Here is a 13,123-nt window from a genome sequence, read left to right as displayed (position 1 = left end):
CAGGGCTAAGGTGCAATTTGAGAGAAGATTTCGGCGGCGATGAGCGGGCGATCGAATGTCAGCCCGGTGGGAACGCCGCCGTTCAGAAGCAGCGTATCGTCCTGTGCCAGCGCCAATGCGTCGCCGTGGACGCGAACGTTTGTCGGCTGTTCGGCCAACAACAGGATTTGCGCCGCCGCGCTGGGCCGCGCCGTCGTCCAGCGGTCCGCCGCGATCCGCCTGCGCCCGCGCCGCGCCATCAGGTTGAGCACCGTGCAGGGGTCGTCGATGGGCCGGGCCGCGACCGCCGCTTCGCCGGCGAACAGGATGGGCGCCGCGCCGGGGGCGATCCGCCGTTCACCGGCACCGCCGATCGTTAGCAACAGTTCGCCGCGCAGCAGCAGGAACGCGCGATCGATCCCGGGCCAGACCGAAAACGGCCCGGCGGCGGCGATCGTCGCGATGCTGGCGCGCCATAGAAAATCATCGTCGCCTGCGCCCGCCGGAACGGTGACGATGTCGTGGGTGACCCCGCCGCCGTTCCGCCACGGCCGGGCGGCATAGGCGTGGCTGGCAAGGTGTCGGACGCCGCTCACCTGGTGATGGCGGGCAGGTCGAGGCCTTTGTCGCGCGCGCAATCGAGCGCGATGTCATATCCCGCGTCGGCGTGGCGCATCACCCCCGTCGCCGGATCGTTCCACAGCACCCGTTCGAGCCGCGCCGACGCTTCAGGGGTGCCGTCGGCGACGATGACCATGCCGCTATGCTGCGAAAAGCCCATGCCGACGCCGCCGCCATGGTGGAGCGACACCCAGGTTGCGCCGCTCGCGGTGTTGAGCAGTGCGTTGAGCAGCGGCCAGTCCGACACCGCATCGCTGCCGTCGCGCATCGCTTCGGTTTCGCGATTGGGGCTGGCGACCGAACCCGAATCCAGATGGTCGCGGCCGATGACGACGGGTGCTTTCAGCTCGCCGCTGGCAACCATGTCGTTGAAGGCGAGGCCGAGCCGGTGGCGGTCGCCCAGCCCGACCCAGCAAATGCGCGCCGGCAGCCCCTGAAACTGGATTTTCTCGCGTGCCATGTCGAGCCAGCGGTGGAGATCCTTGTTGTCGGGGAGCAGCTCTTTCACCTTGGCATCGGTCTTGTAGATATCTTCGGGATCGCCCGACAGCGCGGCCCAGCGGAACGGCCCGATGCCGCGGCAGAACAGCGGGCGGATGTAGGCGGGGACGAAGCCCGGAAAATCAAACGCATTCTCGACCCCCGCATCCTTCGCGACCTGACGGATATTGTTGCCATAATCGGTGGTCGGCACCCCGGCCGCCTGGAAATCGAGCATCGCGCGGACATGCGCCGCCATTGATGCCTTGGCGGCTTTGGCGACGGTTTCGGGGGCGCTTTGACGCTTGTCGATCCACTCGGCGACGCTCCAGCCAGCGGGGAGATAGCCGTTCACCGGGTCGTGCGCGCTGGTCTGGTCGGTGAGCAGGTCGGGGCGGATGCCGCGATGATAGATTTCAGGCAGGATTTCGGCGGCGTTGCCAAGCAAGCCCACCGAAACCGGCTTTTTATCGGCGCAGCTCTGTTTGATGATCGCCATCGCTTCCTCGATTGTCGAAGCCGCCGCATCGAGATAGCCGGTGCGGAGCCGCATATCGATGCGGCTCGGCTGGCACTCGATCGCCAGACACGACGCGCCGGCCATCACCGCGGCAAGCGGCTGCGCGCCGCCCATGCCGCCAAGCCCGGCGGTCAGCAGCCATTTGCCCGCCAGGCTGCCGCCGTGATGCTGGCGGCCCATCTCGACAAAGGTTTCATAGGTGCCCTGCACGATGCCCTGGGTACCAATATAGATCCACGATCCGGCCGTCATCTGGCCGTACATCGCCAGCCCGCGCTTATCGAGTTCGTTGAAATGGTCCCAATTCGCCCAGTGCGGTACCAGGTTGCTGTTGGCGATCAGCACGCGCGGCGCGTGTTCATGGGTGCGGAACACCCCGACCGGTTTGCCCGACTGGACGAGCAAGGTTTCGTCGGCCTCCAGCCGCCGCAGCGTTTCGACGATCTTGTCGTAACTTTCCCAGTCGCGCGCGGCGCGGCCGATGCCGCCATAGACGACCAGCTCCTCGGGTCGCTCGGCGACGTCGGGATGCAGGTTGTTCATCAGCATACGCAGCGGCGCTTCGGTCAGCCAGCTTTTCGCCGACAGTTCAGTCCCGGTGGGCGCCTTGATGATGCGGCTGTTGTCCAATCTCGGATTGAGAGGGCGCGTCATGTCTGTCCTTTCGCAAAATCGAGGGTCGCGGCGATCACCTGTTCGAGAACGGGGCGGATCGCGGGGCGGGGATCCAGGGCCGACGGCCAGTTGGCTTCGGTCGGCGTGGAAGGCTCGGCCATGTAGCCGCGCTGCGCGAGTTCCATCTGGATCGCGTGGATGCCGTCGTCGGGGCGACCATAATGGCGCGTCGTCCAGCCGCCCTTGAAGCGGCCGTTGACGACATGACTGCGGCCGCTGGTCGCGCAGATCGCAGCGACCATTGCTTCGAGATCGGGCGAACAGGTGGCGCCGCCGTTGGTGCCGATATTATATTGTGGCAGTTCGCCGTCGAACAGCCGCGGCACCCGGCTGCGGATCGAGTGCGCGTCGTAAAGCACGACGCGGCCGTGCTGCGTGCGCAACCGGGCGAGTTCGCCAGCCAGCGCGTCGTGATAGGGACGATGGTAGAGGTGAAGACGCTGCATGATCTCCGCCTCGTCGGGCGTGCCGAAGCGATAGAGCGGTTCGCCATCGAACGTCGTCGTCGGACATAATTCGGTCGTCGCTTGCCCGGGATAGAGCGAAGCGCCCGATGGATCGCGGTTCATGTCGATGACGGCGCGCGAAATGCCCGTTGCGACCAAGGTCGCGCCACGATCGGCGGCGAAGGTATAGAGTTCGGCGATCCACCAGTCGGTGTCGAGCCGCGCGCGCCAGGGCGAAACGAACTGCTCGTCCAACCCGGCGAGGTCGGTGCCGCCGTGCGGAAAGGCGATCACCAGCGGCGCCTCGCCGCGCCGGATGGCGAGCCAGTCGGTCATGCGACGCCGGGAAGCAGGTCGCCTGCCGTCGCCGCCAGCGCGCCCGACCGCACGAGCGCGTTCGCTGCCGCGATATCGGGATGAAAGTGCCGATCGTCGGCCAGCGTCGGGACGGCATCGCGCAGCAGGCGATGTGCCCGTGCGAGCGCCGCGCTCGATTGCAGCGGAGCGTGGAAATCGACGCCCTGCGCTGCCGCCAGCCATTCGATCGCGATCACCGCGGCGGCGTTGGCCGCCATGCCATGCAAGCGCCGCGCGCCATGCGCCGCCATCGACACATGGTCCTCCTGATTGGCCGACGTCGGGATCGAATCGACGCTGGCGGGGTAGGCGCATTGCTTGTTTTCGCTGACCAGCGCCGCGGCGGTGACCTGCGGGATCATGAAGCCCGAATTGAGCCCCGGCTTCGGGGTCAGGAAGGCGGGTAGGCCCGACAGCGCAGGATCGACGAGCATCGCGATGCGGCGCTCGGAAATCGACCCGATCTCACAGATCGCCAGCGCGATCATGTCGGCGGCGAAGGCGACGGGCTCGGCGTGAAAATTGCCGCCCGACAAAGCCTCGTCGGTGTCGGGGAAAATCAGCGGGTTGTCCGATACGCCATTCGCCTCGATCGCCAATGTCGTCGCGGCCTGCCGCAGCAGGTCGAGCACTGCGCCCATCACCTGCGGCTGGCAGCGCAGGCAATAGGGGTCTTGGACCCGCGTGTCGTTTTCCAGATGGCTGGCGCGGATCGGCGATCCCGCCATCAGACCGCGCAGCGCGCCCGCGACCTCCATCTGGCCGCGATGGCGGCGCAGTTCGTGGATGCGTGGGTCGAACGGGGTGTCCGATCCCTTGGCGGCCTCGGTCGACAGCGCGCCGGTGACCAGCGCCGACTGGAACAGCAATTCACTCTCGAACAATCCCGCGAGCGCATTAGCAGCGGAAAATTGCGTGCCATTGAGCAGCGCGAGGCCTTCCTTGGCGGCGAGTTCGATCGGCGTCAGTCCGGCGCGCGCCAGCGCATCGGCAGCGGGCAGGCGTTCGTCACCGACGGAAATTTCGCCCATGCCGATCATCGTCACCGCCATATGCGACAGCGGCGCGAGATCGCCGCTCGCGCCGACAGATCCCTGCGCCGGGATCACCGGGGTCAGCCCGCGCGTCAGCATCGCTTCGAGCAACGCGACGGTTTCGGGGCGCACCCCCGACGCGCCCTGTGCCAGGCTGGCGAGCTTGAGCGCCATCATCAGCCGGATGATCGGCACCGGCGACGGATCGCCCACTCCCGCAGCGTGGCTGAGCACAATGTTGCACTGGAGCGTCGCCAGGTCGGCGTCGTCGATGCGGACGCTCGCCAGCTTTCCAAAGCCGGTGTTGATGCCGTAGACGGGCTCGCCATGCGCGAGGATGCGGCCGACGGCGGCGGCGCTAGCGGCGATGCGCGGCGCCGATGCCGGGTCGAGCCGTGGCACGGCGCCGCGATAGATGGCGCGCCAGTCGGCGAGCGAGGCGGCCCCGGGAACAAGCAAGATTTCGGTCACAGGCCACTCCAGATACGGGCGTGGAGCGGGTTGTACCCCATGCGATAGACAAGCTCGGCGGGGCGTTCGACGTCCCAGATCGCGAGGTCGCAGCGCTTGCCGGCCTCCAGCGTCCCGACGCGATCGGCCAGCCCCAGTGCCCGCGCGGCATTGCGCGTCACCCCGGCCAGACATTCGGCGACGGTCAGACGGAATATCGTCGCGCCCATGTTCATCGCCAGCAGCAAAGACGTCAGCGGCGAGGTGCCGGGGTTGCAATCGGTCGCGATCGCCATCGGCACCCCGGCGCGGCGCAAGGCTTCGACCGGCGGCAGCTGCGTTTCGCGCATGAAATAATAAGCGCCGGGCAGCAGCGTTGCGACGGTGCCCGACGCGGCCATCGCGACGATGCCCGCTTCGTCGAGATGCTCGAGATGGTCGGCCGACAGCGCGCCATATCGGGCGGCGAGCGCCGCGCCATGCTGGTTCGACAGCTGTTCGGCGTGGAGTTTGACCGGCAGTCCGGCTTGCTTGGCGGCATTGAACACCCGCGCGGTCTGCGCCGCGCTGAAACCGATGCCTTCGCAAAAGGCATCCACCGCGTCGGCGAGGCCCAGCCGCGCGACCTCGGGGAGCATCTCGTCGATCAGCATCGCGATATAGCCGTCGGTGTCGTCGGCATATTCGGGCGGCAGGGCGTGGGCGCCGAGGAAGGTGGTGGCGATCTGGACGCGGCGCTCGCTGCCGAGTCGGCGCGCGGCGCGCAGCATGCGGATTTCGCTGGCAGTATCGAGACCATAGCCCGATTTGATCTCGACCGTCGTGACCCCCTCGGCGATCAGCGCATCGAGCCGGGGCAAGGCGCCCGCGACGAGTTCGCCCTCGCTCGCCGCGCGGGTCGCGCGCATCGTCGACACGATCCCGCCCCCGGCGCGCGCGATAGCTTCATAGGATGCGCCGTCGAGCCGCATTTCAAACTCGCGGGCGCGGTCGCCGGCGTGGATCAGATGGGTGTGGCAATCGATCAGCCCCGGCGTCATCCAGCGCCCGTCGCAGCGGGTGGTTTCGGCAGCGTCGAGCGCAGGCGCTTCGGCCTCTGGACCGGCGTAGACGATGACGCCGTCGGTCGCCGCGACCAGGCCCTGTTCGATCACGCCCAGGCCGTCGCCGACCATCGTGGCCAGCCGCGCGCCGCGCCAAATCCGGTCGCATCGCATCGATCGAATCTCCCTTCCGCGGTGAAATATTGCATTGATCAGCAATAATGTATAGACATAATTGGACAGAGCGGAGGGTGTGCGATGATCGTTGATGGAAATGCCCGGCGGACCTTTCATTTCGGGCAGGCGCTATTGCCCGATGGCTGGGCGCAGCAAGTCCGCATTGACGTCACCGACGGCATCATAACGTCGGTCACCCTTGGCGCAGCGCCCCAGCCCCGCGATTTGCGCCACGCGATCGGGGTGGCCGGGATGCCGAACCTTCACAGTCACGCCTTTCAGCGCGGTATGGCGGGTCTGGCCGAACGGCGCGGACCGGGCGATGACAGTTTCTGGACCTGGCGCGAGATCATGTATCGCTTCGTCGATCGCATCGACGCCGACCAGTTGCGGGCGGTCGCGGCGCTGGCCTATGTCGAGATGCTCGAGACCGGCTTCACCCGCGTTGGTGAGTTTCACTATCTGCATCACGATCCGGCGGGCGCCGTCTACGCCGATCCGGGCGAACTGAGCCACGCGATCTTCGCTGCGGCCAGCGATAGCGGCATCGCCCTCACGCACTTGCCGGTGTTCTATGCCCATGCCGGGTTTGGCGGCGCGGGGCCGACCGCGGCGCAGCGGCGTTTTGTCCACGACATCGATGGCTTTGCCGGGCTGCTCGATGCGGCGCGCGCCGGTGCAGCGGCGCTGCCCGATGCGGTGGTCGGCATCGCGCCGCACAGCCTGCGGGCAGTGACCGCCGATGAACTGGCGCAGCTGCACCCGCTGGCCGGAACCGGGCCGATCCATATCCACATCGCCGAACAGGTGAAGGAAGTCGACGATTGCCTGGCGTGGAGCGGTCAACGCCCGGTCGAATGGCTGCTCGATCACGCCGCGGTCGATGGGCGCTGGTGCCTGGTCCACGCCACCCACATGACCGGCGCCGAAACTCGCGCCCTGGCGCGTAGCGGGGCGGTGGCCGGGCTTTGTCCGATGACCGAAGCCAATCTGGGCGACGGGCTGTTTCCCGCCGCGGACTTTCAGGCGGCGGGCGGGCGGTTCGGGATCGGGTCCGATTCCAACGTCCTGATTGACATGACGGAGGAGCTGCGGTTGCTGGAATATGGTCAGCGCCTGTTCGCGCGCTCGCGCAATGTCCTGGCCGCCGCGCCGGGTCGTTCAACCGGGCAGGATCTGTTCGAGGCCGCGGTCCGCGGCGGGGCGCAGGCCCTGGGGGTGCCAAGCGGGCTGGCGGTCGGTCATCCCGCCGACATGGTCAGCCTGGATGCCGATCATCCGACGCTCGCCGACCGGCCGGTCGGATCACTGCTCGACGGCCTGTTGTTCGCGGCGGGACGCGGGGCGATCGACAGGGTCTGGCGCCGCGGCGAGGTCGTGGTCGAGGGCGGCCGTCACGTCGCGCGCGACCGGATCGCCGCGCGCTATCGCCAGGCGTTGGCGACGCTTGTCGCATGACCCTGCCGCTGCACGAGCGCATCCGCAGCGCGATCGAGGCAGCGATCCTGTCGGGATCCTTGCGCCCTGGGGATCGTCTGCCGACCGAACAGGAATTGCAGCGCGACTATGGCTGTGCGCGGATGACGGTGAACAAGGCCTTGTCGTCGCTCGCGGCGGCCGGCTTGATCGACCGGCGCAAGCGCGCCGGTTCGTTCGTCGCGCGGCCCAAGGTGCATTCGATGGTGCTGGACGTTCCTGACCTGGAGCAGGAGGTGATCCAGCGCGGCCAACGCTACCGCTTCGATCTGGTGAAGCGGGTCGTGAAACGGCCGGACATTGACCATGTGGAGGAAGTTCAGCTCGCCGGGAGCGGCGACCTGCTGCTGATCGAGGGGGTGCATTTCGCCGACGATGCGCCGCTGGCCTTTGAGGCCCGACTGATCAGCCTGACCGCGGTGCCGGAGATCGCGGCGCAGGCGTTCGACGGCGCGTCGCCCGGCGCGTGGCTGCTGCGTCACGTGCCTTGGACAGAAGCCGAAACGCGCATCGCGGCGGTGCCCGCCGATCGCGACATCGCCGCGCGGTTGCACCTGCCGCCGGGATCAGCCTGTCTGTTCATCGAACGGCGAACCTGGCGCGCTGATGAGGGAATCACGCTGGTGCGGCAGCATTTCGTCGGCGCGGCCTATGATCTGATCGCCCGCTTCGGATCGGCGCGCAATATGGCGGCTGGTTGACCTCGCCAGCGCAGGCTGGGCGCGCCGACATTTGCCGTCGCCGGAAATCTTTCGCCGCCGTGCATCCACCGCCCGCCGCCGTGCCGTCTAATCCACGACCGGACAGCGCGCCGGTCCGGGCGGCGGCTTTGCGCGGCGGTTGATTTGTGCTCCCCGGTGCAGATTATCCCCGCCTTGCCGTAAGTCGCCGCCTGTGTTTCACCATGCCGATGCGGCATGCAGGAGAATGAGGATGAATTTTCTGATGGCCGCCGCGGCCGCTACCACCCCCGCCGCCGCGGCGCCCGCCGCTGCGGTGGCACCCGTGACGTTGCCGCAGCAGGTGATCAATCCCGCCGATGTGGCGGCGTATATCGACCCGCGCGACATCGCGGCGCTGTTGCCCGCGCCGCCGCCGACCACCGAACTGGTCGCGATCAGCGACAGCTTCTTTGGCCTGCTCGAAAATGTCACGATGGTCGCCTTGTTCGTCGTCGGCTTTTTCCTGCTCGCGCGGCTGCTCCATGCATGGATGCTCCACCGCTCGATCCGCCGCGCGCTGGAGGCAAAGTCCGATGCGGTCAGCCCGCTGATCGAGAAGCTCAACAAGCCCTATGAACATATCGGCGGCCAGAGCCCCGATGTCCCGGGCGACGACCGCAACGCGCTGGTGCTGATCGCGATCGGCCTGGCGATGGCGGGCTTCGGGCTGATTCAGGGGCATGAGCAACTGATCCGTGCCGCGGCGGGCGCCGCGCTGTTCCCCACCTTTGTCGGCATCGCCTTGCTCGTCCGCCGCCGCCTCGCGCGCGCCGCGTCTGCCGAGGAGCGTGCCGCTGCGTGATGGGGGAAGCGCCGATGAAGATTGGGCTCTCAACCAGCGGGTTGCCGGGGGGGATCGCGCCGCGTTCCAACTGCTCGTGCTGCGGCACGAGGGACGATTGCGCGCATTTCTCGCTCGCGCCGCGGGATGCGATGCCGACGATCTGGCGCAGGAAGCCTTTGTTCGCGCGTGGCAACGCGCGGACGATTATCGGGGGCAGGGGAGTTATGCAGCATGGGTCATGGGGATTGGCTGGCGGCTGTTTCTTGACCAGCGGCGCACCGCGCGGCGACGTGAGGGGCTGGCAGCGGGCGGCGACGAGGCGCCGACCGCGACCGATCCGCGCGGCGCCAGCGATGCAGCGATCGACGCCGACCGCTTGCTCGCCGCGCTGTCGCCACAGGAACGCGCCGCGCTTACATTGTGCTTCGGCCATGGCTGGTCGCACGGTGAGGCGGCCGAGATCATGGGGGTGCCGCTCGGCACGCTCAAATCCCTAGTCTTGCGCGGGCGGGCCAAGGCGCAGAAGATGATTGGTGAAGGAGCGGACGGATGACGGTCCCGAACGATACCGACATGGACGCGATGCTGGCGGCAATGCTGGCGCCGCCGACGCGTCCCGGCGACCGTGCTTTTACTATCCAGGTCGAACGCGCGATCGATGCCCAGGCCGCCTACGCCCGCGCCCGCGCGCGCTTCTGGCGGAGCTTTGGGTTCGAGGCGCTGGCGATCGGCGCGCTGCTCGCGGCGCTGTGGTTGCTGTCATCGGCGCCGATCTTTGCCCCGCTGGCCGCATCGACGCATTGGGGCCTCGCCCCGCCGCTGTTGCTCATTCTGCTGCTGTGGTTCGGAACCCAGCGCTGGCGGAGTGCCTAGCTCGCGCGCGACGCAGAGGCGAAAGCCTTTCATCTTGATACGCCTGTCGGTAGCCTCGCGATGGCCTAGCACTTCCCATTGCTTGCACCGCCCCCCGATGACAATATGAATGACATTGGGCTGGTGGGGATTGTGCGCAGGTGTGGTGGAGACTGCCAAGGGTCAGGTTTAGCATGCCGGCAAAAGCTGTAAGCGAGTGGATAGTTGCCGCTGCCGTCGGCCCCAGTATACCGATCGTCATATGGCTGTTCGCAAGATCGGCAACATGGATGCCAGAGCTTCCTATTGCAAGCGATGCAATAACTCTCGCTAATCAATCATCTTCGGCGGACGCATTGATCGCGACGTTGCAGTTTATGGCGTCTATACAGGTGGCTTGCATTGCAGGAATTACTATATTTCTGAACGCGAGGTCATCCGTTAAGGCGCTAGAGGTTATTTTGTACGCTGGATCGATTGTGATCGGCATATTGTCTATATATTGCTTTTATCGGTTCGGGATTGATCTTGCGAGTCAGCTGAGCGAATCCAATATTCGGATCGAAGCTTTGTCCGATCGCATATCCAGACAGGGGATATATATGGTTTGGAGCCTGTCCCTGTCGTTCACAATCATTGCTGTTTTATTTTATCGCGACAAATGTTGAACGGGAGGATGGAATGCGGTGGGTGGCCCTGTGGCAAGTAGCGCTCGCTTCGCTCTTGCTGATTCCGGACGGTCTCGCGCAGACCACGACGGCAGCAGAAAGTGCCGATCCAATGCTCCGTATCAACCTTCGCAATTTGCCTTTTAAGATTTCGGAGAAGCCAGGGATCGAGCAGCCGGAAGTGCTGACCGACGAACAGACTGCCGATCTGGATGGGACTTGGAGCCGTTTGATCGCAGACGCGAAAGCGGCGTTAACGGGGAACGACGAGGTGTCATTGTTCACCCTCGAAGAATGGGAAAAGGACGTTCGCTCCCGCACTGTCGTAGTTCAAGGTGTTTCGGCATCGGAAGGTAAGGGATTGTGTCTTAGTAGACCAGCAACCGAAGTTCGCGATATAAATGGCGTATATATGTCCGTCATTCAGGCCAGTGTTATCTTGGATGATGGATTTCAACAGTCGTATTTGCCGATCTATATCGTGCCGACGATGCCGGACGCTGCGCCGAGACGCTCAGGCCGCCCCCTGATTGATCCCGAGCTCGTGAACTTTGAGGGAATCATCTACTGTATTCCGGATGTCAAAGATCAGAAATTAAAGGTGTCGCTGGAACGCGTCTATGGCCCAGCCCGCCGATTGGTCGTTACCATAAGATCCGATCCCGACGGCGCTCTTGTGGCCATCGACAACTGGCAGCGGCGCACGACGACAGTAATGCGTGCTTCGATGGATGCTCTGGCGCGTGCCCGGATCAGCCTAGGCAACCGAATTCTCAAGCTTGATGACTGCGATCCCGTACCGGGAATGATGTCGACAACCGACATCGAATATATATGCAAGTTCAGATGAAGGTTTTCGTCGGGCCCTGCCGCGCAATCACGGCGAATCGTCGCCGTCGATGCCCTGATATTTGAGCTGAAGGTAACGTTCGCGCGTCGCCAGCTTGTCGAGTTCGCCCGCGGCCAGGCTGCGCGCGGCGCTGCCGATTTCGGCTTCCAGCATCTTCAGCCCGCCGACCAGCGTCTCGTCGGGCGTGCGCCCGGCGTGGGCTTCGGTGCGCAGCCCCGCCGGGATGCGCTGATAGCCCGCCACCAGTTCGGGCAGATCTTCGCCGACCAGTTTGCGGATGTTCGCCGCCGCGGGTTCTTGCGGGTCGAGCGTCTGGAGCTGCGGCGCCAGCAGGTCGAGCTGAACGCCGATACCGTCGACCAGCGTGCGCGCCGGGGCGGGCAGCATCGGGCGCTGCGCCTCCAGCCAGATTTCGGTGCGCCCCGCGAGTTGCTTGAGGTCGGTCTTCGGCAAATCGGCCTGGCGCGGTTCGGGAAAGGGCGAGCGGCCGAACAGCACCGCGACCCCGATCAGCAGCACGAACAATGCCAGGAGGCCGATGAAGCCCAGCGGCTGGATCAGCGCGCCGAACAATGCCGCGCCGATCAGCACGATACCCGCGGCGACGAGCACCCGGCCCAGCTTTTTGTAGAGATGCTGGCGGCGCAGCGCGACGCTTTTGGTCCCGATCGGACGACGGCGTTCACGCGATCGTTCGATCGCCGATGCCGCGGACATCCGGACCTTGTCAACTTCGCTGATGCTCATGCCCAGACCTTAGCCTTCGAGCGATGCGAGCGGGCTATCCGCGCCGCCGACGCTCGCCTGCGCCTGGCTCGCACCCTCGGCGCGCGCGATATAGCCCTTTGACTTGGCGACTTCGCCCTCCAGCGTCGTCACCGTCGTCTTCATGCTGTCGAGGGCTTTGAGCTTGAAGGTGTCGATCGCGTCCATCGTGTCATAGATGTTCTGGAACGCGCGTTGCAGCGTTTCCATCGGGATCGTGCTCGACGCCGCCTGTTCGTGGATGCGCGCGGTGTTGTCCTTCAGCATCTTTGACGTGCCGTCGATGATGTTCGCGGTGGTGGTGTTGAGCGCGGTAATCTGTTCGAGCACCAGCTTCTGGTTGGTCATCGCCTGCGCGACGGTGATCGCGGTTTTCAGCGCGCCGACGGTGGTCGTGCTGGCGCGATCGACGCCTTTGACGAGCTCGACATTGTTCTTTTTCACCAGGTCGAGCGCGAGATAGCCCTGCACCGTCACCGCCATTTGGGTCAGCAGATCCTGCGTCCGCTGGCGCGCGTAAAACAGCGCATTTTCGCGCAGCACCTTGGCCTTGGCAGGGTCGCTGCTGTCGAGTTCGTCGGCTTTCGCTTCGAGTTTGGCGTCGAGCGTCTGGGCGATGTGGACCATCTGTTCCAGCTTGCCCATCGCTTCCCACAATTTGCGGCGTTCGACGTCGATGGCGGCATTGTCCATCAACAGCTCGTCCTTGCCGTTGGCCAGCGCCCCCAGCACGCCCGAGATGTGCGACTGGGCGCTGCGATATTTGGCGAAATAATTGGTGACGCTGCTGCCGAACAATTTGTCGAGGATGCCGCGTTTCGACATCAGCTTGCCGTTCGACGACGGGTCGAGCCGCTCAACGGTGTTGCGCAGCTCGATCAGGTTCATGCCGATGTCGCTGTCGCGGTCCATTGCCTTGATCGGGCGGTCGAGAAAGCGGTTCGACTGGTTCGCCGCCTCCAGCATTTCCTTGCGGCCCATGTTGGTGATCTGGTCGACCTTTTGCCCAAAAGCGGGCGAGTTGACGTCCTGCGCGATCAGATCGTCGATAAAGCCGTCGACGCGTTCTTCGAGTTGCGATTTCTGTTCGCCCGACAAGGGGACGAGGCCTGCGGCTTTTTCGGGCGACACGACGGGCACCGGGTCGGGCGGGGTCAGTTTCAGTTCGTCGGTCGCCGTCGCGGTTGCCGTCTGCTCGCTCATTCGTCTTCCTTCCAGCCCCTT

The 13,123-nt window shown here is 65.5% G+C and carries 14 protein-coding genes; 7 read left to right on the top strand and 7 right to left on the bottom strand.

All coding sequences use genetic code 11. From position 1 onward, the window contains the following. Positions 1 to 5 precede the first annotated feature (5 nt). The 5 genes from J2X44_RS17005 to hutI are packed head-to-tail and all read right to left on the bottom strand — an operon-like array spanning position 6 to position 5,779. On the bottom strand, positions 6 to 575 hold the full coding sequence (locus J2X44_RS17005) for a HutD family protein (protein ID WP_310086726.1): 570 nt from the start codon (positions 573 to 575) through the stop codon (positions 6 to 8). After that, entirely contained in the window at positions 572 to 2,254 is a 1,683-nt protein-coding gene (hutU, locus tag J2X44_RS17000; protein ID WP_310086723.1) for a urocanate hydratase, read from the bottom strand. Before hutU ends, J2X44_RS17005 begins: the two co-directional genes overlap by 4 nt. Beyond that, positions 2,251 to 3,057: an N-formylglutamate deformylase gene (gene hutG / locus J2X44_RS16995; RefSeq protein WP_310086719.1), complete on the bottom strand. Its 807-nt coding sequence runs from the start codon at positions 3,055 to 3,057 to the stop codon at positions 2,251 to 2,253. Before hutG ends, hutU begins: the two co-directional genes overlap by 4 nt. After that, positions 3,054 to 4,583: a histidine ammonia-lyase gene (hutH, locus tag J2X44_RS16990; RefSeq protein WP_310086716.1), complete on the bottom strand. Its 1,530-nt coding sequence runs from the start codon at positions 4,581 to 4,583 to the stop codon at positions 3,054 to 3,056. The genes hutG and hutH overlap by 4 nt, the downstream gene beginning before the upstream one ends. Continuing rightward, complete coding sequence (gene hutI, locus J2X44_RS16985) at positions 4,580 to 5,779, bottom strand: imidazolonepropionase (RefSeq protein ID WP_310086713.1); 1,200 nt, start codon at positions 5,777 to 5,779, stop codon at positions 4,580 to 4,582. The genes hutH and hutI overlap by 4 nt, the downstream gene beginning before the upstream one ends. 84 nt (positions 5,780 to 5,863) lie before the next feature. Here hutI and J2X44_RS16980 point away from each other — a divergent pair, with 84 nt between their 5' ends. From J2X44_RS16980 to J2X44_RS16950, 7 genes are all read left to right on the top strand, one after another. Continuing rightward, entirely contained in the window at positions 5,864 to 7,240 is a 1,377-nt protein-coding gene (locus J2X44_RS16980; RefSeq protein ID WP_310086711.1) for a formimidoylglutamate deiminase, read from the top strand. Further along, positions 7,237 to 7,959: a histidine utilization repressor gene (gene hutC, locus J2X44_RS16975; protein WP_310086709.1), complete on the top strand. Its 723-nt coding sequence runs from the start codon at positions 7,237 to 7,239 to the stop codon at positions 7,957 to 7,959. Before J2X44_RS16980 ends, hutC begins: the two co-directional genes overlap by 4 nt. Positions 7,960 to 8,191: 232 nt before the next feature. Then, entirely contained in the window at positions 8,192 to 8,782 is a 591-nt protein-coding gene (locus J2X44_RS16970) for a hypothetical protein (RefSeq protein WP_310086706.1), read from the top strand. Further along, positions 8,676 to 9,317 carry an RNA polymerase sigma factor gene (locus tag J2X44_RS16965; RefSeq protein ID WP_310086705.1) on the top strand — a complete coding sequence of 214 codons (642 nt, stop codon included), beginning with the start codon at positions 8,676 to 8,678 and terminating at the stop codon, positions 9,315 to 9,317. Before J2X44_RS16970 ends, J2X44_RS16965 begins: the two co-directional genes overlap by 107 nt. Then, positions 9,314 to 9,637, top strand: a complete 324-nt coding sequence (locus J2X44_RS16960) for a hypothetical protein (protein WP_310086702.1) — start codon at positions 9,314 to 9,316, stop codon at positions 9,635 to 9,637. Before J2X44_RS16965 ends, J2X44_RS16960 begins: the two co-directional genes overlap by 4 nt. 173 nt (positions 9,638 to 9,810) lie before the next feature. Then, positions 9,811 to 10,284: a hypothetical protein gene (locus tag J2X44_RS16955; RefSeq protein ID WP_310086698.1), complete on the top strand. Its 474-nt coding sequence runs from the start codon at positions 9,811 to 9,813 to the stop codon at positions 10,282 to 10,284. A gap of 13 nt (positions 10,285 to 10,297) precedes the next feature. Continuing rightward, entirely contained in the window at positions 10,298 to 11,134 is an 837-nt protein-coding gene (locus J2X44_RS16950; RefSeq protein WP_310249355.1) for a hypothetical protein, read from the top strand. A gap of 27 nt (positions 11,135 to 11,161) precedes the next feature. On the opposite strand, the gene J2X44_RS16945 is transcribed toward J2X44_RS16950, so the two are convergent. Both J2X44_RS16945 and J2X44_RS16940 read right to left on the bottom strand, forming a co-directional pair. Then, positions 11,162 to 11,881 (bottom strand): hypothetical protein, encoded by a 720-nt coding sequence (locus tag J2X44_RS16945; protein ID WP_310086689.1) that lies wholly within the window; start codon positions 11,879 to 11,881, stop codon positions 11,162 to 11,164. 9 nt (positions 11,882 to 11,890) lie between these two features. Next, positions 11,891 to 13,102: a toxic anion resistance protein gene (locus tag J2X44_RS16940; RefSeq protein WP_310086686.1), complete on the bottom strand. Its 1,212-nt coding sequence runs from the start codon at positions 13,100 to 13,102 to the stop codon at positions 11,891 to 11,893. Positions 13,103 to 13,123 lie beyond the last annotated feature (21 nt).

Source organism: Sphingopyxis sp. BE259 (genome assembly GCF_031457495.1).
GTDB lineage: Bacteria > Pseudomonadota > Alphaproteobacteria > Sphingomonadales > Sphingomonadaceae > Sphingopyxis.
Note: the sequence above shows the minus strand (reverse complement) of the source record. Positions and strands in the feature narration are given on the sequence as shown.